The following is a 20,514-nucleotide window of genomic DNA, read 5'->3' as shown; positions in this document are numbered from 1 at the left end:
GCAGGTTGCCCGTCCTTCGAGCGCTGGTCGCGCTTTCGTTCATTGAGTTAGCGAATGGGATCGGCAGACTGTGGCTATGGACCCCCGGCACTGGAGCGTGGCCCGTCAGGCCTTCGGCCTGGTCGTGGCCGCCGTCGTGCTGCTGGTCGGATCGACCGTGGTCGCGGCCTACATCCAGACCCACGACCAGGTTCGCGACGCCACCGCGCACGAGATGCTCGCCCTCGCGCAGACCATCTCGATCGAGCCCAGCGTGCACGCGGCGCTGGAGACCGACGACCCGTCGGCCCGTCTGCAGCCCTACACCGAACGCCTGCGGCAGGCCACGAACACCGACTTCATCACCGTCATGACACCCGGCGGCATCCGCTACACCCACACCAACGCGTCCCTCATCGGCAAGCAGTTCCTCGGCCACACCGATCAGGCCCGCGCCGGTCACGCCTTCACCGAGACCTACACGGGCACCCTCGGCCCCTCGGTCAGGGCAGTGGCACCGATCGAGGACGCGTCGGGGCGAGTGATCGCGCTGGTCGCCGTGGGCGTCACGATCGACAACGTCGGTGAACTGACGAAGGAGCAGCTGCCGCCTCTGTTCATCGCCGGGGCCGTGGTGCTGCTGGCCGGCGCGGGCACGGCCTACGGCCTCGGCCGGCGCCTCGAGCGGCAGACGCTGGGTATGGGGCAGGCCGAGCTGACCCGGATGTTCGAGTTCTACGAGGGCGTGCTGCACGCCGTGCGTGAGGGGCTGCTGATCATCGACCCGGCCGGGCGGGTGCAGCTGATGAACGACGAGGCGATGCGGCTGCTCGGGCTGTCGGCCTCGGTCATCGGGCAGCGTCTGGCCGACCTGCCGTTGCCGGCCGGTCTGATGGAGGCCCTGCAGCGCGGCGGCACCCAGGTCGACGAACTGCAGCTGACCCGCGAGGGTGTGCTGGTGGTCAGTCAGTCCCCGGCGCGGTGGAACGGACGCGTGCTCGGCAGCGTCGTGACCCTGCGCGACCACACCGACCTGGTCGCGCTGTCCGACGAGCTGAGCCAGACCAAGAGCCTGACCGAGTCGCTGCGGTCGCAGGCCCACGAGTCCGCGAACCGGCTGCACTCGGTGATCACCATGATCGAGCTCGGCGAGACCGACCGGGCGCTCGAGTTCGCCACGTCCGAGCTGGCCGGGGTGCAGGAGCTCACCGACCGGGTGATCAGCCAGGCCCAGGAGCCGGTGGTGGCGGCGCTGCTGCTGGGCAAGGCCGCGGAGGCGGCCGAACGGGGTATCCGGCTGGAGTTCCCCGGAGATCTCGAGGTGCCCGACGGCGTCCTCCCGTCGCGTGACCTGCTCACGGTGCTGGGCAACCTGATCGACAACGCCTTCGAGGCGACGCTGACGGGGGCGCCCGAGGAGCGCCGGGTGTCGGTCGAGGCCTACGTGCATTCAACGGCGGTCCCCCTGGCCCTTCGGCCTGGGGAGGTCCCCCCGGCGTCGGGCTCGGACTCCGGGGGTCCCGGCACCCCCGGCGGCTCCGAACTGCGGCTTCGCGTGGGCAATTCCGGTCCGCCAGTGGCCGATCCGGAGCTGATCTTCGAACGCGGCTGGTCGACGAAGCAGGTGGACGCGTCCGGGGCGAAGTTCGGCCTGAACGGCACCGCGGTGAAGACGGGGTCGGGGCGCGGGCTGGGCCTGGCGCTGGTGCGGCAGTCGGTCGAACGGAACCACGGCACGATCGCGCTGCACCGCGACGAGTCGCTTTCCGAAACGGTTTTCGAGGTCAGGTTTCCGCTGTGATCCGCACGCTGGTAGTCGAGGACGACGAGCTGGCCGCCCGCGCGCACGCCGAGTACGTGCGCCGGTTGCCCCAGTTCACGGTGGTCGGTGTGGCCCGCACCGGGGCCGCCGCGCTGCACGAGGTGACGCACCAGCAGGTCGATCTCGTGCTGCTGGACATGAACCTGCCCGACCTGCACGGCTTGGAGGTGCACCGGATCATGCGGGCGCGGGGCGTGGAGGCCGACGTCATCGCGGTCACCTCGGCGCGTGACCTGACGATCGTGCGAGGTGCCGTCGCCAACGGCGTGGCCCAGTACCTGCTCAAGCCCTTCACCTTCGCGACGCTGCGGGACCGCCTGACCAGCTACGCCGAGTTCCGGCAGCAGGTGAACCAGGCCTCGGCGTCGGGCGGTGAGATCGACCAGCGCTCGGTGGACCGCCTGCTCGGTGACCTGCGTGGCGGTTCGACCGACCAGCAGCTCCCGAAGGGCATGAGCCCGGAGTCCCTGGAACGGGTGATCGGGACGCTGCGTGCATCCGAGAACGCGCTGACGGCGCTGGGCGCGGCCGAGGCGGTGGGGATGTCGCGGGTCGGGGTGCGCCGATACCTGGAGTACCTGGTCGAGACCGGCCTCGCGGCCCGGGGATCCCGGTACGGCGGAGCCGGCCGACCGGAGATCGAGTACCGCTGGCGCGGCGCCCCCTGACCCGCGACTCGCGGGGTCCTCGCGGGGTCCTCGCGGGGTCCTCGCGGGGTCCTCGCGGGGTCCTCGCGGGGTCCTCGCGGGGTCCGGGGAGACGCCGGAGCTCCAGCCACGTGGGCGGTGCGGTGGAAACCGTTGCTTTCGATTATCGATAATCGAAAGCAACGGTTTCGATTTCGCCGATCCCGATGGCCACCGGACCAGGAGCCAGGAGCCCCCGGCCATTGACGCAGCCTGAGCAGTTCGGCCCGAGTGCCGTCCAGCGTCGCGTTCATTCTTGTCCACAACGGCGTCACGAACGCCCCGCAGGAGGCCCAGAGACAGGCCCTAGTAGGTGATCGCCCCGTTCCGGTCGTGAAACTCGCCGCTGGGGCCGTCCTTGTCGATCAGGGCCAGCGCCACCGTCGCGTCCGTGCCCTCGAGCATCGTCTGCGGCCCGCTGAACCCGTTGAACTCCGTGGCGGTGTAGCCGGGATCCGAGGCGTTGACCCGGAATTCGGGCAGCCCCTTGGCGTACTGCACGGTCAGCGCGATCACCGCGGCTTTCGAGGCGGCGTAGGGGATTCCGGGCACGTGGAAGCAGACGTCGTCCGGGTCCCGCAGACTGCGTGGCCAGCCCACGGTCGAAGCCACGTTCACGATCACCGGGTTCACCGAGCCGCGCAGCAGGGGCAGTGCGGCCTGGGTGACGCGCACGATACCGGCCACGTTCACGTCGAACACCGGCACGAGCGCGTCGACGTCGAGATCGTCCACCCCGAACGAGGTTCCCAGGATCCCGGCGTTGTTCACGAGCACGTCGAGCGCGGGCAGCGCGGCCAGGGCGGCGGCCACGCTCGCGGGGTCGGTCACGTCGAGCTGGATCGGGATCGCCCCGGCCTCACGGGCATCGGCTCCCGAGGCCAGGTCACGCATCCCGGCGTAGACGGTGTGGCCCGCGGCCACCAGACGGCGGGCGGTCTCGAGGCCGAGACTCCGGTTGGCACCGGTCACCAGTGTTGTGGTCATGCAGAGAATGTGGGACGCGGGCCGTCTCACCACCAGGCACCCCCTGACGGTGGGTCTGGCAGTACCACCCGGACCGGCCCGACCACGGGCACCATGGAGTCATGGACGAGTTCGCGCAGGTTCTGCGGGCCTGGCGGGACCGGGTGACCCCCGAGCAGGTCGGCCTGCCCGCCGGCCTCAACCGCCGTGCCTCCGGGCTGCGCCGGGAGGAGCTGGCTCTCCTGGCCGGGGTGAGCGTCGACTACGTCGTCCGCCTCGAGCAGGGCCGGGCCCGTCACCCCTCCGCACAGCTGCTCAGCGCCCTCGCCCGGGCGCTGCGCCTCGACGACCACGAACGTGATCACCTGTTCCGGGCCGCCGGAGCCCCGCTGCCCAGCCGCGGCCGGGTGCCCCGGCACCTGTCTCCCGGTGTGCAACGCATCGTCGACCGCCTGGGCGACGTCCCGGTGGGTGTCCACACCGCCGCCTACGAGCTCGTCCACTGGAACCCGGCCTGGGCCGGGCTGTTCGGGGACCCGTCAGCCCGGTCGGGGTTCGCCCGCAACATGATCTGGCGCTACTACGCGGGAGCCCCCGACCGCACGGTCACGCACTCGCCCGAGCTCGAGGAGGCGTTCGCTCGCGACCTGGTCGGGCACCTGCGCACCGTGGCCGGCCGGTACCCGGACGACCCCGAGGTCACCGACCTGATCGAAGAGCTCACCCGGGCGTCGGAGGAGTTCCGGCGGCGCTGGGCCGAAGCTTCCGTCACCGAACTGCGCGTCAGTCGCAAGACCGTGCATCATCCCCAGGTGGGCGACCTCGAACTGGACTGCGACGTGCTCACGGGCGGGCCGGGCGACCTGATCATCGTGGTGATGACCGCGGCACCCGGCAGCGAGGCCGCCGGCAAACTGGCGCTCCTCCGCGTGATCGGCCTGCAGACGATTCAGGCCTGACGCACCTGGATCACCGCGTAATCACCGCTCGTGCGCCACTTCTCCCCCGACGCGTCCAGCTCCGTGAGCCGGGAGGCGTCCAACCCGACCAGCACGTCCGACTTCAGAGTGCGCAGGGCCGCGACGTGACCGGGCCAGTAACCCGTCACCGCCTCGAACGGGGTCGTAGCCGGCCATTCCGCGTCGCCGATGAGCCTGCGGTAGTTGAGGTCTCCCTTGAGCACCGTGAGATCGGCCTCGGCGTAATGCTTCACGAGATCCGCCGGGGCCTGGGGGTAGGTGAGCGGCGCGACGTAGAACGGGTGCGTCACGATGTTCAGACGGCCCTCGGACAGGAATTGCCGCAGCCTCAGGCCCAGTTCGGATGCGGCGGGCGGTCCGTCGACCAGCCGCTGCACGGTCTTGAGCACGTCGATGGGCATCGCGTCGGAGGTGAAGTATGGGCTCGGTTTCACGTGCAACCAAGCAGTAACGCCTGATCGGCCCACCAAAAGCGTGTCAGCCAGCACCAAATCGGGCAGCAGCTCGCGCCCGACATTATCCGTGATCAGGACGATCCGGTCGGCATCGGTCAGCAGCGGGAAGAGGGCGGCCCGGTCGTCGACGAGCAGGGCCGTGCGGGCCCGGCCGTCAGCCCCCGGTCGCTGCAGCGCGAACCCGAGGTCGGCCCGGTTGCCCCAGAGCGCGGAGAGCACGAGCGAGTCGAGCCGCTCCTCCCCGGCCAGCTCCCCCAGGGCGGCCAGCGCCTCCAGTTCGGCGCCCACCGCGTCTCCCGCCAGCTCGGCGTCTTTCTGCGGGCCGAACGGGTCCACAGCCTGCCAGGGGCCGGGCCCGAACCAGCCGGTGGCCGCGAGCAGCTTGCGGTAGAAGTAGTTCTCGGCCCACAGGAACGGCACCTCGTACCAGCTGCGCCCCAGGTAGGGCGCCGCCCACTCGGCCCACAGCGCCGCATCACCATGGGTGTCGGACAGCGGCAGGATCGGGCCCTCGATCTCGTGGAGCAGCCCGTTCACGGCCAGCCGGATCTCCGGCGGGTACGGCACGCCGTCGAGCACCCGGGCCAGCAGTTCCGGATGGCGATCCCGCAGCACGCTGCGCGGAAACCCGTCGGTCGAGGTGATCACGGGAGCGGTGAGGCTCGGGTCGCCGGGTGCGGTCAGCCGTTCCAGATCCATGGGACCAGCCTCTCAGGAACGCACTCGCGTCAGCCCTTCGGTATGAAACGGTGGATTGCGACAATGGCCGCATGGCGCACACCCGCTCCCGCCGACCGGCACCCGAACTGATCCCGGGCGCTCCCCGCCACCACCACGTCCACCATCACGCAGTTGCCCGACAGTGCCGGTGCATCCCGGCCGCCACCGACCGGTGCCCAGAATGAGTCACCTGGTGAGCGACCGGAAGGAGCTGCGGTGAGCACCGACGTGGGCAGGAAGAGGACTTCCATGATTGACGCGACCGGCCGGCTCGTGCGGGACACGTTCTTCGTCTTCGTCGACCTGGTGAACTGGCTCTGGGACAAGCTCTGGAAGTTCAACCGCAAGCTCGCCCGGGTGCTGCTGCCCGGCCAGAACCGCGCCGTCCAGACCATGGTGGCGCTGGTGGCGGTGTGCGGGGAGATCATCGGGCTCTGGGTGTTCCTGGTCGACTTCGCCGACCGGCATCCCCTCTGAAACCGCAAACACCACCGGGACCAAAACACCGCCGGGACCAAAACACCGCCGGGCCGGAACCCCTGAGGGTTCCGGCCCAGCGTGCGTTCAGTTCAGCTGATCAGAGACCGGAGCCGCTGGTCAGACCGGCCAGGCTGTCGGCCGGGATGAGGTTGAACAGACCCTCGATGTCGACGGCCGTGGCGCCGCTGGGCACCTGGACCTCGCTGGACTCGGCGTCGACGGCCAGGTCGATCGCGAAGGTGGCGTCTTCGACCGGCTTCTTCAGGAACTGCTTCAGGTCGATGTTGATGCCCGAGAGCTTGTCGCCGTCGACCCGGACCGTGAAGGTCAGGTTCTCGTTCGGGGCTTCCTTGAGCTCCTTGCGGAGATCGGCCACCTCGTCGGCGCCGACCAGGGCGACCAGGTCGTCGTTGATCGCGTCGGCGGTCTTCTCGTAGGGCACCGACACCTGGTAGCCACCGTCGACCTCGGTGACCTGCGAGTCGGCCTCGTAGGAGGCCTGCAGCGAGGTGACGAGCTTCTGCACCTTGGCCGGGTCGACCGCAGCGGCGCTGGCGGCCGTGCCCTGCTCCTGCGACAGCTGGTCGAGAAGACCGTTCTTGTCGAGGATGTTCATGGTCTTCACCAGGTCGAGGGAGACCCACTCGCCACCGAGGAGCTTCTCGGCGGGCGTGGCGATGACCGGCGGGAGCGCGCCGAGCGAGCCGGTGACGCTGCTCAGGTTCTGCCCGGACAGGGTGGCGATCTTGTCGGCGTCGGCGCGCAGGTAGAACACGCCGTCCTTGCTGACGAACTCGACCAGGCCGGCGTCTTCGTACACGACCGACGTGGCCACGGAACCGGAGTTCTTCAGCGCGGCCTCGAAGGCGGCCGGGTCTTTGAGGAGGTCTTCGGACGACGCGGAGGCCTGCGCCTTGGCGGCGTCGGCGAACGTCTTGCCCTCGGGAGCGGTCACGTTCATCGTGACCTTGCCCTTGAGGATCTCCTCGATGGTCTTCTTGTCGGACGCGTCCATCTGCTCGGACGAGTCCTGCGCGGCGCTGATCTTCTCGAGGTCAGCCGCGGAGCTGTCCAGCTTGAGCGTGAAGCCCGCGCTGGAGGAGTTGTTCAGGCTCTGGAACGCGGCGGAGACCTTCTCCTTCGGAGTGCCGGCGCTGGTGCCCGAGCCGCTCTCGCCCTCGGCCGAGTCCGAACTCGATCCGCAGCCGCTGATTCCGACCGCGGCCGCCAGGCCGAAGCCCGCGAATGCCATGACTTTGGAACGCGTGGTCACTACCCCACCCCTTGCTGTAGGTCCGGTCTCGGCCCCTCGCCGACCGGATGGTCCCGGTGCCTCCGGCGGACCGGAAGCACGCAGTTCTTACTCGACCGTATCGGACGGATGCACAGGTCCAGCACAGTTACCGCCTGTCGGGCTAATGCTGAAACTGGATCGTTGCTCCTCGTGGACATGTCCGTCACGCCACCGAAAGCCGGGGCGCAACGGCCTGCAGACGCTGGTTCGCCCCGCCCGCGTTGCATCGGTTCGCTGATTTTTCTGTATCCCGGCCGGAAGTGCTGCCGTTGAACCCGGTTCGGCCCCGGGGAGGCGAATCTCGTTCCAGCACCCGAACACTCCTGACGAGAACTCATAACGAGCGCCGGATACGTTTCGTTCGCCACATTCACCCGGATAGATCACGGTGCAGTGCGCCTGCAGACTGGTGGCATGAATGCCCGGGACCTGATCGCGCGGACTCTGGACCCAGGAAGCTGGCGGTCGTGGGACACACCGGTCGACCACCAACGCTACGCACCGGTAAGCGAAGAGTACGCCGCGTCACTCGCTCGCGCCCGGGAACGCAGCGGTCTGGACGAGTCGATCATCACCGGCGAGGGGACGCTGGCCGGGCGTCCGGTCGCGCTCGTGATCGGGGACTTCGCCTTCCTCGGCGGGTCGATCGGGGTGGCCACCGCCGAGCGCTTCGTGGCCGCCGCCGACCGGGCCCGCGAGCGCGGTCTGCCGCTGATCGCCTCCCCGGCCTCGGGTGGCACCCGGATGCAGGAGGGCACGGTCGCCTTCCTGCAGATGGTCAAGATCTCGGCCGCGGTCGCCGCGCACCGGGCGGCGGGTCTGCCGTACCTGGTCTACCTGCGGAACCCGACCATGGGCGGGGTGCTGGCCTCGTGGGGCATGCTCGGGCACGTCTGCGCGGCCGAGCCCGGGGCGCTGATCGGTTTCCTCGGGCCCCGGGTGTTCGAGGCGCTCAACGGGGAGCCGTTCCCGCGCGACGTGCAGACCGCGGAGAACCTGTTCCGGCACGGCCTGATCGATGCCGTGGTCGGGCCGGACGAGCTGCGCACGCTGGTGATCGACACGCTCGACGTGATCGGCAGCCGTCCCGGCCCGGAGCCCGGGCCCGCCCCGGAGCCGGTGGAGCTGCCCGACCGCCCGGCCTGGGACTCGATCACCGCCTCGCGGGCGCCCGGCCGGCCCGGGGCCCGGGAGTTGCTGCAGGTCGCCGCGACCAGCGTGGTGCCGCTGAACGGCACCGGCGAGGGGGAGGCCGACCCGGCGATGCTGCTGGCGCTGGCCCGGTTCGGGGACACCGGCTGCGTGGTGCTGGGACACGACCGGCGGGCCGGCGCGGGGGTGCCGATCGGCCCGGCCGGGCTGCGCGAGGCGCGGCGGGGCATGCGCCTGGCCGCCGAGCTCGGCCTGCCGCTGGTCTCGATCGTCGACACCGCCGGGGCCGCGCTGTCGCGGGAGGCGGAGGAGGGCGGCCTGTCCGGCGAGATCGCCCGCTCCCTGGCCGACCTCACGATGCTGGCCGCGCCCACGGTCTGCCTGCTGCTCGGCCAGGGCGCGGGTGGCATGGCTCTGGCCCTGCTCCCGGCCGACCGGGTGATCGCCGCCGAGAACGGCTGGGTCTCGCCGCTGCCGCCCGAGGGGGCCTCGGAGATTCTGTACCGCACGCCCACCCGCGCCGCCGAGATCGCCGGGGCCCAGCGCGTCCGTGCCCGTGACCTGCTGCACGACGGGATCGTCGACGTGGTGGTGCCGGAGTACGCGGACGAGGACGCTGAGGTCTTCCTGCGGCGGATCGGGGCGGCACTCCAGCGCGAGCTGCGCGCCGCGATCGGCACCACCGACCGCCCGGCGACCCGTCTGGCGCGCTACCGGAGCATCGGGATCGCTGATCAGAGCGGGTGAACCCGGCGATGAATGAGATGCGCCACGCCGGGTCGATGCAGGGCCGCCACCGGTGACTGCGAAACTTCAGTCATGAACACTCCCCTCCAGATCGCGGTCGTCGTGGTGAGCCTCGCCATGACCGCGGCCGGGGTCGCGCTGCTGACGCGGGCCGTGAACCAGTTCGTGCAGGTCATCCGGCTCGGTGAGCCCGATCGATCACGTGCCGGCGACCCCGTCGCGCGCACCCGGGTGCTGGTGAGGGAGTTCCTCGGGCACACCCGGATGGCCCGGCTGCCGGTCGTCGCGATCGCGCACTGGTTCACCATGGTCAGCTTCGGCCTGCTGTTCAGCACCCTGGTCGTGGCCTACGGGCAGATCTTCGACCCGCACATCACGCTCTGGCTGATCGGCTCGTTCCCGCCCTACGAGTGGGCGGTCGAGGGCATCACCGTGGTCGGCGCGATCGGCATCGTGTACCTGATCGCGCTGCGGCAGAAGCAGCATCCGCGCAGCGAGGGCCGCCGCTCGCGGTTCTTCGGTTCCACCTTCTGGCAGGCCTACTTCGTCGAGGCGATCATCCTCGGCGTGCTGATCTGCGTGCTGCTGCTGCGCAGCCTCGAGTACGCCCTGGTGGACGAGGCGCACGCGACGGCTCTGCACTTCCCCTTCGGCCAGATCCTGGGCCGGGCCTTCGAGGGGCTGTCGGAGGGCACGCTCGAGAACCTGATCGTGCTCGTCGCCGGGATCAAGATCGCGATCTCGATGTCCTGGGCCATCACCATCGGCCTCAACAACACCATGGGCGTGGCCTGGCACCGGTTCCTCGCCTTCCCCAACATCTGGTTCAAGCGCAACCCCACGGCCCTGCGCATCGGCGAGGGCCGAACCGGCAGCACCACGAGCCTCGGCCCTCTGCAGCCCATCTCGATCAAGGGCGAGGTGCTCGACTTCGAGAACGTCGACGAGCTCGACGAAGACGCCGCGCTGGGCGTGGGCAAGATCGAGAACTTCACCTGGAAGGGCCTGCTCGACTTCAGCACCTGCACCGAGTGCGGTCGTTGTCAGTCGCAGTGCCCGGCCTGGAACACCGACAAGCCGCTCTCGCCGAAGATGATGATCATGGCGCTGCGCGACCACGCCTACGCCAAGGCACCGTGGCTGCTGGCGTCCGAGGAGGCCCGCAAGGACGAGTCGCTGGCACCGGCCGCGAGCATCGCCGAGCGCCCCCTCATCGGTGAGACCGGCTACGAGGACAACCCTCTGGCCGCCTACAACGCCGATTCAGGCATCATCGACCCCGACGTGCTCTGGTCGTGCGTCACCTGCGGCGCCTGCGTGGAGCAGTGCCCGGTCGACATCGAGCACGTCGACCACATCGTCGACATGCGCCGCTACCAGGTGCTGATCGAGTCGGCCTTCCCCAACGAGCTGAACGGCCTGTTCAAGAACCTCGAGAAGAACGGCAACCCGTGGGGCCTGAAACCCCGGCTGCGCATGGACTGGGCCAAGGGCCTGTCGTTCGAGGTCAAGCAGGTCGGCTCCGACATCGAAGACCTGACCGAGGTCGAGTACCTGTTCTGGGTCGGCTGCGCAGGCGCCTACGAGGACCGGCAGAAGAAGACCACCGTGGCCATCGCCGAGCTGCTCAACGAGGCCGGCGTGGACTTCGCGGTGCTGGGCGACGGCGAGGCCTGCACCGGTGACTCGGCCCGCCGGTCCGGCAACGAGTTCCTCTTCCAGCAGCTGGCCAGTCAGAACGTCGAGGTGCTCAACGAGTCCAAGGCGACCAAGATCGTGGTCTCCTGCGCCCACTGCTTCAACACCATCCAGAACGAGTACCCGCAGCTGGGCGGCACCTACGAGGTCGTCCATCACACGCAGTTGCTCAACCGCCTGGTGCGGGACAAGAAGCTGACTCCCGTCGCCCCGGTCGAAGGGGGCAGTACCAGTGCAGCGACCTACCACGACCCCTGCTACATCGGGCGGCACAACGGCATCTACGAACCGCCGCGTGAGCTGATCGGCTCACTGCCCGGGATCGAGCTGCGCGAGATGCCCCGCAACCAGGAGCGGGCGTTCTGCTGCGGCGCCGGCGGGGCCCGGATGTGGATGGAGGAGAAGCTCGGTCAGCGCATCAATGTCACCCGCACCGCCGAGGCGGTCGCGACCGGCGCCGACACCATCGCGGTGGGCTGCCCGTTCTGCCGGGTCATGCTCTCCGACGGGCTGACCGCCCAGCAGTCGCAGGGGCAGGCCCGCGAGGAGGTGCAGGTGCTCGACGTGGCGCAGATGCTGCTCGCGGCGGTGCAGCGCGGCAAGGAGCCCCAGGAGTCCTGAAACACCGATGGTGGACGTTCCGGTCGAGGTGACCGGGACGTCCACCATCGGTGTTTCACAGGACTTTCAGAACGAGAAGAAGGGCCCGGCCTGGCGAACCAGACCGGGCCCTGCTCCCGCGAGATGACCTAGACGCTGTCGGACTCGGTCTCCTCGGAAGGCACACCGGGCCGCGGGATCGGCCCGAGCGGACCGGGTTTCGGCGCACCCGACCGCGGTGGGGCCGGAAGGGGCCGCGCCGGAGCCCGGAGCGTACCCACACCGGCATCCCGGGCCGGAGGTGCCGGCACCGGGCGCGAATCCGCGCCGGGTACCGGCTGCCCCGCCGCCTCGGAAGACGGCTGGACACGGTGGTTCTGGTCGGACTGGTCGTTCGGTGCCACATCCGCCGGCTGAGCCTGCTGGGGCGCCTGACCGGTCTGGCCCGGTCGTGCGCCCGGCGGACCGGGCTTGGGCGTCGAGCGCCCGGACCCACCCCGCCGTTCGCCCTGCTGACGATGCGGCGCGGTCGGGCGAGGGACCACCGGGCGAGCCATGCGGCGCAGCCTCTCGGCCACTTCCTCAAGACTCTCCCCGGAGGCCGCCGCGGCCGCGTTGGCGGCCTGAACCTCGGCGTAGACCTCCGCGCGGTGCACCTGAATGCTGCGCGGGGCCTCGATCCCGAGGCGGACGGTGTCTCCTCGCACGTCGAGGACCACGACTCGCACGTCGTCCCCGATCACGATGCTCTCGCCTGCTCGGCGTGTCAGTACCAGCACCGCGGCTCCCTCCCTGGACCCCGTTGGATCGCGATCAGCAAGGGGCCGCGACCACGGCCGACTTCAGGCCGTGAGGAGAGGCTAGCGGATAGTAAGCACCGATCAACCCAGTGGCGCGCGTACCGGCCAGTCCGAACCCGTGAGGATGACCTGGGCCGCAGCCCGGGTCCGGGCGTTGATCACCATGGGTGCCAAAAGGTTCGCCGTCGTCGACTTCGCGTCCTGACCCGGGGTCAGGACGGTCAGGATCAACGCGTCGGCGGCCGACTCCAGCCCCAGCTGTTCGCAGTCCTGATCGTCGAGCTGGACCACGTAGTCGCTGAAGAAGATCGCCGGCGTCGTGACGACGAACCGTACCTCCGGGCGCTCCAGGCTCCTCAGTTCCGAGATCAGCGTCTCCCTGTCGTCGAGCCGGGCCAGCGCGAAGTGCCGCAGATCGCTGAACCCGGGAATCGGACGGATGAAGTTGATCTCGGGGACTTCGGTGCTCGCCGTCCCGGAATTGGCGTTGGTGAGAAGAGCAGGATGCATGGACCTGTCACCCCATCCTGGTGACCCGCCGGAACGGGTCACCTCTTGGCTCCGGTGCGCACGGTTGCACGCACCTTGGTCACGGGTCCGTGCCCGGGACACCCGGGCACGGACCCTTCAGTCGGGATGCGCGCCTCCTGCACGCATCTCGACCGTTACTTCAGGAAATCGAGGAGGGACGTCTGGTTGATGCGTGCCGTCACGCCCAGGGCGGCCTGGTAGGCCACCTGCTGGGACGAGAACTTGGTGAGGACCTCGGCGTAGTCGACGTCCTCGTTCTCGGCGAGCGAGACGGTCAGGTCGGCGTTCTGCGCCGTGATCGCGGTCTGGCTCGAGGTGACCCGGTTCTGGACCGCGCCGACGTTGCCGTTGGCGGTGATCACGCTGTTGATCAGCGAGTCCAGAGCGGCGAGACTGTCGGCGGCGTCACCGTTCTCGATACCGGCCGAGATCTCGTCGAGCAGAGCGCTGAAGTCGCCGGCCCCGATCGTGGCCCCGTCGACGTCGACGCGCACGGTGGACGATGCGTTGAGCTGCACCGTCACCGGGTTGCCGTCACCGACGTAGGCCCCGGAGGCGTCGACCGCTCCGAGGGGTGAGGTACCGCCGAAGACGGACCGCCCCTGGTACTGGGTGTTGTACAGGCCCTGCAGCTCGCCCTTGATCTGCTCGACCTGGGCGGCGAGCGCGGTGCGCGACTGCTGGTTCGTGGTGGTGGTCGTCGCGATCACGTTGCTGCGCACCTGGTTGAACCGGGTGACGATCGACTGCAGCGTGCTGTCGACCGTGGAGAGCTGGCCGTTGGCGAAGTCACCGTTGCGGGCGTACTGCGTGTTCGCCGCCTGCCGGTCGCGCAGCTGCATCGAGATGGCGGCACCCTGCGGGTCGTCGCTCGCCTTGTTGATGCGCTTGCCGCTGGCCGCCTGCTCCTGCAGACGCGAGGCCGCCGTCTGACTGGCCTGAAGCGCGGCCAGCGACTGGTTCACCTGGCCGAGCGTGGTCACCCTAGCCATGTCGTCACACCATTCCGATCAGAGACTGGAGCATTTCGTCGGCGGCCGAGATCACCCGGGAGTTCGCCTGGAAGGACCGCTGGAAGAGGATCATGTTGGTGAGTTCCTCGTTCAGGTCGACGCCTGACTCGGAGTCCACGGCCGACTGGGCCGTCGCGACGATCCCGGCCTGGGAGTCGATCGCGGTGTTGAGACCCTGCAGCTGGGTACCGATCTGGGTCACCATCGAGGTGTAGACCGTCTGCGGGGCGGTGGCCCCGTTCAGGGCCGCCGAGGCCGCCGCCGCGTCGACGAGGCGGCCGATCTTCTGCGCGTTGCTCCCGTCCGTCGAGGCACTCGACACCGACGAGATGGCCAGTTCATCGGCCGAACCCACCGCCACCGTGAGCCCCCGGGCGCCTTCTCCGGTGAAGAACTCCCCACCCGGAGTACCGGCGAGCGTGTAACCCGAGGTGTGCACGGAGTTCACGGCGTCCCGCAGGCCGTTGGCCACGGTGTCGAGAGTGTCGCTGATCCGGGGCAGATCGGTGTTCAGGGCCGAGAGCACGCCGGCGGCCTGGCCGCCCGAGGGCACGGCCTTGACCGTGCCGACCATCAGCGAGACCGGGTTGTCCGGGTTGTCGTCGATGGTGGGCGAACCGGTGATCGACACCGTGTTGAAGGCGTTGCCCTGCACCAGGGTCACGCCCGAGACCGCGACCTGCATCACGCCCTCGTCGTCGGTGACCGCCGTGGCGCCGGTCAGCCGCACGATCTCGGTGGCCGCCTGGTCACGCTGGTCGAGCAGGGAGTTGACGTTGGAGCCGGAGCCCTGGCCCTGCAGGATCTGCTGGTTGAGCTGCGCGACCTTCTGCACGGCGGCGTTGACCTGGTCGACGACGCCGGTCAGGTTGGCGTACTGGTTGCCGTACTCCGAGGCCACGCCCTGCGACAGGGTGTTGAGCGAGGAGGCGAGGGTGTTCGCCTGCTGGATCACCACGCCGGCGGCGGCACCGTTGATCACCGCGCCACCGTCGGAAGTGCCCGTCGTGGGCGCGTTCCCGAGGTTCGACCAGGACGTGTAGAACTGGTTGAGCTGGCTCGCGAAACCGGTGGTGCCGGGCTCCTGCAGCAGCCCCTGGACGTTGTCCAGCGGGGCGGCCTGCGCCGACAGCGCCTCCTGCTTGCCGATGGCGCTGTTGAGCGCGGCCTGCTTGAAGGCGCTGGCGATGCGCTCCACCCCGGTGACGGCGACACCCATGAACTGGGTGCTGTTACCGGTGTAGACGTTCGCCGCGCCCGGCGCGGTCTGCTGGCTCTCCAGGATGGCGCGCTGGCGCACGTATCCCGGTGTGCTGGCATTGGCGATGTTCTGGCTGATCACATTCAGCGCCTGCTGAGACGCCTGCAACCCGGTCAGTCCGTTGCCCAGGATGTTGAAACTCATGTGATCACAGCACCCGATCGATGACGGCGGGCAGACGCCCGGCAACTGAGTCGGCATGGCCGGTCGCGTCGTACCCCACCGCCTGCTGCGGGACGAGCGAACCGAGAGAGTTCATTGCGGCCTCGACCAGCGCCATGCCGCTGCTGATCATGGTCTTGTTGGCGTCCGCGAGAGCGTGCAGCTCGGCGGTCAGGGCGATCAGGGCGGCCCGGTGCTCCAGGAGCACGCCGGTCCACGGCGGCTGGGCGGCCGCGGCGAGGTCGGACAGACCGCTGCCGGCGGGCAGGCCCAGCTCGACGGCGGCCCGGTCGGCCGCGGCGCCGCGCTGGAGTTCCAGCACCTGCAGGTCCTCGACGACCGTCTCCACCTCGGACACGGCGAACGCAATTCTGTTCATCCGGCCCGCGGCGAGCAGAAGCTGCTCGCACTCCAGGCGGTAACAGAGCCGCTCGATCAGTTCTCGCTGTCGCCAGAGCACGGCGGCGAGATCGGGAAGGCTCATCGGGTGATCTCCAAAGGGGTTCCGACGGCGGTAAGTTCAGGTCCTTGGGCACCGGAGGCGTTCTCCGGTCATTCGATCGGCGCGAGCACCGGGATGCTGACCGATGCGTCGTGGCATTCATCCGTGCGGCGGCTTCCGTTCACACCGCACGAGGCCCCCTGCGACGAAGTGGCCTGTCAAGCCTGTCGGCATCCGGGGCGCCGACCTGAGCCCTGAGGGCCGATCCGGTCTCACCCGTCCGGGCGTAGTTGCTCCATCCGGATGCAAACCCGGAAAACCCCTGCACGGCGGTCGAGCCGGGGCACCCAGCGGTCGAAGAGCAACCGTGGCCGATCTTCTGAACTCCCCCCCGACGTCCGGGAAGACCGCCTCCCCCCGTTCGGCGGCAGAGGTGGAGGCCCTGGTTCGTGAGCACCTGCCCCTGGTGGGTTACATCGCCAGGGAGACCTCCTCACGCCTACCGCGGCACCTGGACTCCGACGACCTCACCGGCGCCGGCGCGCTCGCCCTCGTGCAGGCGGCGCAATCGTTCGACCCCAGCCTGGGCGTACCGTTCGCGCGGTTCGCCAACACCCGCATCCGCGGCGCGATGATCGACCAGATGCGGCAGCGCGACTGGGCGACCCGTTCGCTGCGCAGCCGGGCCCGGGCCCTGGCCGCGACCTCCGAGGCGCTGACCGTGGCCCTCGGGCGTACCCCGGTCGACAGTGAACTCGCGGCCGCCTCGGGTCTGACCGAGAGCGAGATCGGCGAGATCCGCGGCGGTCAGGACCGGGCTTCCCTGCTGTCCCTCGACTCCTTCACCCCCGAGGGAGAGGGACTGGCGGCGACACTGCGCGATCCGGCCCCCCAGCCGGAGGACGCCCTGGTCGCGGCCGAACGCGTGGGGTATCTGCGCGACGCCATCGCCGAGTTGCCCGACCGCCTGCGCAAGGTGGTCAGCGGGTACTACCTGGAGAGCCGTCCGCTCACCGAGCTGGCGACCGAGCTCAACGTGACCCAGTCCCGGGTCTCGCAGCTGCGCGCCGAGGGCCTGGAACTGTTGCGGGAGGCCCTGTCCCGTCTGCTCGAGGCCGACGCCAAGGCGGGCGCGGGCGCCGTCACCAATCCCTCGCAGGGCGCGCGGGGCCGGCGCCGGGACGCGTACGTGGACGCGGTCGCGCGCCGTTCCACGGTGAAGCGGCGCGTGGACGTGGGCCGCTACCTGTCGGCGAACTCCGACGTCGACGCCCGGCTCTGAACTTTTCTCGCTGAAAACCCTTCATGACCACAGCCTCCCCGCCGATGAGGATGCTGTCCCGGTCCACGGATGGATCGGAAATCGACCCGACCAAGGAGGACTCCATGGGTCTCTACGTGACCAGCAACGTTGCCGCCCTCAACGCCTACCGGAACCTGAGCGCGACTCAGACCAGCCAGAGCAGCTCCCTCGAGAAGCTGTCCAGTGGTTACCGCATCAACAAGGCGGCTGACGACGCGGCCGGCCTGGCGATCTCTCAGGGTCTGCAGTCGCAGATCGGCGGTCTTTCCGTTGCAGTCCGTAACGCTCAGGATGCCATCAGCGTTGTCCAGACCGCTGACGGAGCGCTCAACGAGACGCAGGCGATCCTGCAGCGTATGCGTAACCTGGCCGTTCAGGCTTCGTCCGGTGGCTCGCAGGGCGCCAACGCCCAGGCCGCCTCGCAGACTGAATTCGCCCAGCTCCAGTCGGAAATCAACCGTATCTCCCAGACGACCAACTTCAACGGTCAGAACCTTCTGGACGGCACCTACACCGGTACCTTCCAGATCGGGGCGAACAACACCGACAACGACCGGATCACCGCCGACCTGACCGGTACGGCCATGAGCACGGACGGTCTGGCCATCACCGATGCCGCTCTGACGGACACGGCCGCGGCCCAGGCTGCGATCGACTCGATCGACGCTGCCCTGGAGACCGTGTCCACCACCCGGGCGACCCTCGGTGCCTACCAGAACCGGTTCCAGCACACGGTGAACAACCTGAACGTCTCGGTGGAGAACCTCACGGCCTCCAACGCGCGTATCCAGGACACCGACATGGCCTCCGAGATGGTCAGCTTCACGCAGGCGCAGATCCTGTCGCAGGCGGGCACCGCCATGCTGGCGCAGGCCAACCAGCAGCCGCAGAGCATTCTGAAGCTGCTGCAGTGATCAAGGGCCGGGTGGTGACTGAGAAGCCACCACCCGGTTCTCGTTTCGCATCGTGACGGTGGGCCGGGCAGCACTCACGGGTGTGCCCGGCCCATCTTCACAAGCCCCCGCCGTCATCGTGCGTACAGGAAGAGCACAGCCATGGCATTAACTCTCGGAGGCCTCGCCTCTGGCTTACAGACCACCGACATCATCAACCAGCTGGTCGCGGTCCAGGGAAACTCCCAGACCCTGCTGAAGACGCGCCAGACCGAGCAGAACAGCGCCGTCAGCGCCTACAGCTCGATGCTGAGCAGCATCGGCTCACTGGTCACCCAGATGAGCACGCTGGCCAAGACCGACGGCTGGGCGACCACCTCGGCCACGTCGAGCTCGACCTCCGTCTCGGCGACGGCGACCGGCAGCGTGGCGAACTCGCTCACCTTCGACGTGACGGCGGTCGCCGCCGCCCACTCGGTCATCTCGGACGGCTCGGTCTCCTCGCTCGGGGCGAACGTCGCCGCCTCCGGAACCATCGAGCTGGACAAGAACGGCACCAAGACCTCGATCAACGTCGGCACCGGCACGCTGAGCGAGGTGGTCTCGGCCATCAACAGCTCCAACGCCGGCGTCACCGCGTCGGCCGTGCAGACCTCCCCCGGCACGTACCGGCTCCAGATCTCCTCCACGACCACCGGTTCCGCGTCCAGCTTCACCGTCGCCGGGCTCTCCGGCTTCTCCGGGGCCAGCGGCGCGATGGTGCCTCTGACCACCGGCACCGACGCCAAGATCCGCGTCGGTGACCCGGCCACCGGTTACGACATCACCTCGTCGACCAACACCTTCACCGACGTCGCCCAGGGCCTGTCGTTCACCGTCAGCAAGGTCGAGTCGGGCGTCACGGTCAAGAGCGCCGTCGACACCACCAAGGTGAGCGACCAGATCTCCGGCGTCGTCACCAACATCAACAACCTGCTGAGCTCGATCTCGTCGAACACCGCCTGGGACGCCAGTTCCAAGAAGGGCGGGCCGCTGCTCGGTGACAGCACCGTGCGGCAGCTATCGCAGCAGATCCTGAGCACCGTCGCCGGCCTGAACGCCCCCGGCCTGTCGGTGACCTCGGGCGGCCAGCTGCAGTTCGACAAGACCACGTTCGACACGGCCTACAAGTCCGACCCGGCCGGCACGATGGCGAAGTACGGTGCCAGCTCGTCGTTCGCGGCCGCCTCGGGCACCGCGGCCAGCGCGACCTACACCAACGCCACCGCCGCCACCCAGGCCGGCACCTACGGCGTCAACGTGACCTCGCAGGCGAAGGCCGAGCAGTGGCAGGTCATCCCGCCCAACTCCGGTGTCGTCGGCCGCACGGTGGCGCTGCTGCGCGGCACCACCACGGTCAAGTACGACATCCCGGCGAACGAGTCCAACGTCGACGCGGCCGCCAAGCTCAACACCATGCTGGCCCAGCAGGGCATGGGCATCACCGCCAGCGCGGACAGCTCGGGCGGCGGCATCACCTTCACCGCCACGAACCCGGGCTCGGCGGGCTCCTTCTCGGTCACCCAGACCGAGACCGCGGGCGGCGCCACCTACGGCACCTCCACGCAGAAGGAGGAGGGCGCCGACATCAAGGGCACCATCAACGGTGTCGAGGCAACCGGTATCGGAAACATCCTCTCCGTGCCGGTCGACTCCGACGACCCGGCCGCCGGCCTCTCGGTGCAGGTGACCAGCACGGCCGTCGGCAACATCGGTGACATCACCTACAAGCCCGGTCTGGCCCAGCAGTTCGGGTCGCTCTTCACCCAGATGAGCGACTCGCAGACCGGCAGCCTGGTGCAGGCCCAGACCACGGCCAAGGCCCAGGTGAAGGATCTGCAGACGCAGATCGACGCCTGGACCGACCGGCTCGAGGCCTACCGCACCAGCATCACCGCGAAGTTCACCGCGATGGAGACCTCGCTCTCCTCGCTGAAGGCACAGCAGAGCTCGCTCACGAGCTTCTTCAACAGCAGCAGCTCCTCGTCCAGCTGATCGTGCCGCAGGGCCCGTACCGGAACCTTCCGGTCACGGGCCCTGCGGAACCGCTTTGGCCGACGAGACGCCTGCGAGAGTAAGGATCACGAATGCCGAACGGACTGGCCCGGTCGCGCTACGCGGACGACACCGCTCACACGGCCTCCCCGCAACGCCTGCTGACGATGCTCTACGACCGCCTGATCGGTGATCTCGCGGTGGCCGAGGCGGCGATGCGGACCAACGACCATGCCGCCGTCGGAAGCCGCATCCAGCACGCCCAGGAGATCCTCCTGGAGCTGTGGAGCAGCCTGGACACCACGGCCTGGCCGGAGGGCGAGGGTCTCAAGGCCCTGTACCTCTGGATGGTCAGCGAGCTCAACAGCAGCCGGATCCCCCCGGCCCCCGAACGCATCCTGGCGGTCCGCGAGATGCTCGAGCCGTTGCGTGACACCTGGAAGCAGGCGCTCACCCTCGAGGCCGCGTCCAGCCCGTCCCCGGTGGGCTGAGCCCT

At 69.2% G+C, this 20,514-nt stretch carries 18 protein-coding genes; 10 read left to right on the top strand and 8 right to left on the bottom strand.

Annotation, left to right across the window (positions count from 1 at the left end; genetic code table 11):
• The first annotated feature begins 76 nt into the window (after positions 1 to 76).
• Complete coding sequence (locus tag J2S57_RS11420) at positions 77 to 1,780, top strand: sensor histidine kinase (RefSeq protein WP_307241412.1); 1,704 nt, start codon at positions 77 to 79, stop codon at positions 1,778 to 1,780.
• A complete protein-coding gene (locus J2S57_RS11415) occupies positions 1,777 to 2,469 on the top strand; it encodes a response regulator (protein ID WP_307241410.1) in 693 nt (230 codons plus the stop codon). Before J2S57_RS11420 ends, J2S57_RS11415 begins: the two co-directional genes overlap by 4 nt.
• Positions 2,470 to 2,793: 324 nt before the next feature.
• Here J2S57_RS11415 and J2S57_RS11410 read toward each other — a convergent pair whose 3' ends face one another.
• Positions 2,794 to 3,474, bottom strand: a complete 681-nt coding sequence (locus tag J2S57_RS11410) for an SDR family NAD(P)-dependent oxidoreductase (RefSeq protein WP_307241407.1) — start codon at positions 3,472 to 3,474, stop codon at positions 2,794 to 2,796.
• A gap of 101 nt (positions 3,475 to 3,575) precedes the next feature.
• On the opposite strand from J2S57_RS11410, the gene J2S57_RS11405 reads away from it, so the two are divergent.
• Positions 3,576 to 4,412 (top strand): helix-turn-helix domain-containing protein, encoded by an 837-nt coding sequence (locus J2S57_RS11405; RefSeq protein ID WP_307241405.1) that lies wholly within the window; start codon positions 3,576 to 3,578, stop codon positions 4,410 to 4,412.
• Here the strand turns inward: J2S57_RS11405 and J2S57_RS11400 are convergent.
• Positions 4,403 to 5,587 (bottom strand): damage-control phosphatase ARMT1 family protein, encoded by a 1,185-nt coding sequence (locus tag J2S57_RS11400; RefSeq protein WP_307241402.1) that lies wholly within the window; start codon positions 5,585 to 5,587, stop codon positions 4,403 to 4,405. The genes J2S57_RS11405 and J2S57_RS11400 overlap by 10 nt on opposite strands.
• Before the next feature lie 270 nt (positions 5,588 to 5,857).
• On the opposite strand from J2S57_RS11400, the gene J2S57_RS11395 reads away from it, so the two are divergent.
• Entirely contained in the window at positions 5,858 to 6,085 is a 228-nt protein-coding gene (locus tag J2S57_RS11395) for a hypothetical protein (RefSeq protein WP_307241400.1), read from the top strand.
• Between the two features lie 100 nt (positions 6,086 to 6,185).
• Here the strand turns inward: J2S57_RS11395 and J2S57_RS11390 are convergent, their stop codons facing one another.
• On the bottom strand, positions 6,186 to 7,361 hold the full coding sequence (locus tag J2S57_RS11390; RefSeq protein ID WP_307241397.1) for a hypothetical protein: 1,176 nt from the start codon (positions 7,359 to 7,361) through the stop codon (positions 6,186 to 6,188).
• Between the two features lie 435 nt (positions 7,362 to 7,796).
• On the opposite strand from J2S57_RS11390, the gene J2S57_RS11385 reads away from it, so the two are divergent.
• Both J2S57_RS11385 and J2S57_RS11380 read left to right on the top strand, forming a co-directional pair.
• Complete coding sequence (locus J2S57_RS11385; protein ID WP_307241395.1) at positions 7,797 to 9,281, top strand: carboxyl transferase domain-containing protein; 1,485 nt, start codon at positions 7,797 to 7,799, stop codon at positions 9,279 to 9,281.
• A gap of 72 nt (positions 9,282 to 9,353) precedes the next feature.
• A complete protein-coding gene (locus J2S57_RS11380; protein WP_307241393.1) occupies positions 9,354 to 11,600 on the top strand; it encodes a heterodisulfide reductase-related iron-sulfur binding cluster in 2,247 nt (748 codons plus the stop codon).
• Between the two features lie 128 nt (positions 11,601 to 11,728).
• Here the strand turns inward: J2S57_RS11380 and csrA are convergent, their stop codons facing one another.
• The 5 genes from csrA to J2S57_RS11355 form a co-directional block, all read right to left on the bottom strand.
• On the bottom strand, positions 11,729 to 12,358 hold the full coding sequence (csrA, locus tag J2S57_RS11375; protein ID WP_307241391.1) for a carbon storage regulator CsrA: 630 nt from the start codon (positions 12,356 to 12,358) through the stop codon (positions 11,729 to 11,731).
• 102 nt (positions 12,359 to 12,460) lie between these two features.
• Positions 12,461 to 12,931, bottom strand: a complete 471-nt coding sequence (locus J2S57_RS11370; protein ID WP_307241389.1) for a flagellar assembly protein FliW — start codon at positions 12,929 to 12,931, stop codon at positions 12,461 to 12,463.
• Positions 12,932 to 13,044: 113 nt separating this feature from the next.
• Positions 13,045 to 13,902 carry a flagellin N-terminal helical domain-containing protein gene (locus J2S57_RS11365; RefSeq protein ID WP_307241386.1) on the bottom strand — a complete coding sequence of 286 codons (858 nt, stop codon included), beginning with the start codon at positions 13,900 to 13,902 and terminating at the stop codon, positions 13,045 to 13,047.
• 4 nt (positions 13,903 to 13,906) lie between these two features.
• Positions 13,907 to 15,328, bottom strand: coding sequence for a flagellar hook-associated protein FlgK (gene flgK / locus J2S57_RS11360; protein WP_307241384.1), 1,422 nt, complete (start codon positions 15,326 to 15,328; stop codon positions 13,907 to 13,909).
• 4 nt (positions 15,329 to 15,332) lie between these two features.
• Positions 15,333 to 15,830 carry a flagellar protein FlgN gene (locus J2S57_RS11355; protein WP_307241382.1) on the bottom strand — a complete coding sequence of 166 codons (498 nt, stop codon included), beginning with the start codon at positions 15,828 to 15,830 and terminating at the stop codon, positions 15,333 to 15,335.
• 325 nt (positions 15,831 to 16,155) lie between these two features.
• Between J2S57_RS11355 and J2S57_RS11350 the strand changes: the two genes are divergently transcribed.
• The 4 genes from J2S57_RS11350 (at position 16,156) to J2S57_RS11335 (ending at position 20,509) form a co-directional block, all read left to right on the top strand.
• The gene (locus tag J2S57_RS11350) at positions 16,156 to 17,070 is read left to right on the top strand and encodes a sigma-70 family RNA polymerase sigma factor (protein ID WP_307241380.1); all 915 of its coding nucleotides are present in this window, start codon (positions 16,156 to 16,158) and stop codon (positions 17,068 to 17,070) included.
• A gap of 104 nt (positions 17,071 to 17,174) precedes the next feature.
• The gene (locus J2S57_RS11345; RefSeq protein ID WP_307241378.1) at positions 17,175 to 18,005 is read left to right on the top strand and encodes a flagellin N-terminal helical domain-containing protein; all 831 of its coding nucleotides are present in this window, start codon (positions 17,175 to 17,177) and stop codon (positions 18,003 to 18,005) included.
• 141 nt (positions 18,006 to 18,146) lie between these two features.
• Positions 18,147 to 20,018: a flagellar filament capping protein FliD gene (fliD, locus tag J2S57_RS11340; protein WP_307241376.1), complete on the top strand. Its 1,872-nt coding sequence runs from the start codon at positions 18,147 to 18,149 to the stop codon at positions 20,016 to 20,018.
• Between the two features lie 92 nt (positions 20,019 to 20,110).
• A complete protein-coding gene (locus J2S57_RS11335) occupies positions 20,111 to 20,509 on the top strand; it encodes a flagellar export chaperone FliS (RefSeq protein ID WP_307241374.1) in 399 nt (132 codons plus the stop codon).
• Positions 20,510 to 20,514 lie beyond the last annotated feature (5 nt).

Origin of the sequence: Kineosporia succinea (assembly GCF_030811555.1) — a bacterium.
Taxonomy (GTDB): domain Bacteria; phylum Actinomycetota; class Actinomycetes; order Actinomycetales; family Kineosporiaceae; genus Kineosporia; species Kineosporia succinea.
This window is presented reverse-complemented; position numbering and strand designations above follow the sequence as displayed.

Bases quoted from the DNA above. Each gene is read 5' to 3' on its own strand.
- J2S57_RS11420 (WP_307241412.1), top strand. From the start codon at position 77: ATGGACCCCCGGCACTGGAGCGTGGCCCGTCAGGCCTTCGGCCTGGTC.
- J2S57_RS11410 (WP_307241407.1), bottom strand. From the start codon at position 3,474: ATGACCACAACACTGGTGACCGGTGCCAACCGGAGTCTCGGCCTCGAG.
- J2S57_RS11405 (WP_307241405.1), top strand. From the start codon at position 3,576: ATGGACGAGTTCGCGCAGGTTCTGCGGGCCTGGCGGGACCGGGTGACC.
- J2S57_RS11400 (WP_307241402.1), bottom strand. From the start codon at position 5,587: ATGGATCTGGAACGGCTGACCGCACCCGGCGACCCGAGCCTCACCGCT.
- J2S57_RS11395 (WP_307241400.1), top strand. From the start codon at position 5,858: ATGATTGACGCGACCGGCCGGCTCGTGCGGGACACGTTCTTCGTCTTC.
- J2S57_RS11385 (WP_307241395.1), top strand. From the start codon at position 7,797: ATGAATGCCCGGGACCTGATCGCGCGGACTCTGGACCCAGGAAGCTGG.
- J2S57_RS11380 (WP_307241393.1), top strand. From the start codon at position 9,354: ATGAACACTCCCCTCCAGATCGCGGTCGTCGTGGTGAGCCTCGCCATG.
- J2S57_RS11365 (WP_307241386.1), bottom strand. From the start codon at position 13,902: ATGGCTAGGGTGACCACGCTCGGCCAGGTGAACCAGTCGCTGGCCGCG.
- flgK (WP_307241384.1), bottom strand. From the start codon at position 15,328: ATGAGTTTCAACATCCTGGGCAACGGACTGACCGGGTTGCAGGCGTCT.
- J2S57_RS11355 (WP_307241382.1), bottom strand. From the start codon at position 15,830: ATGAGCCTTCCCGATCTCGCCGCCGTGCTCTGGCGACAGCGAGAACTG.
- J2S57_RS11345 (WP_307241378.1), top strand. From the start codon at position 17,175: ATGGGTCTCTACGTGACCAGCAACGTTGCCGCCCTCAACGCCTACCGG.
- fliD (WP_307241376.1), top strand. From the start codon at position 18,147: ATGGCATTAACTCTCGGAGGCCTCGCCTCTGGCTTACAGACCACCGAC.
- J2S57_RS11335 (WP_307241374.1), top strand. From the start codon at position 20,111: ATGCCGAACGGACTGGCCCGGTCGCGCTACGCGGACGACACCGCTCAC.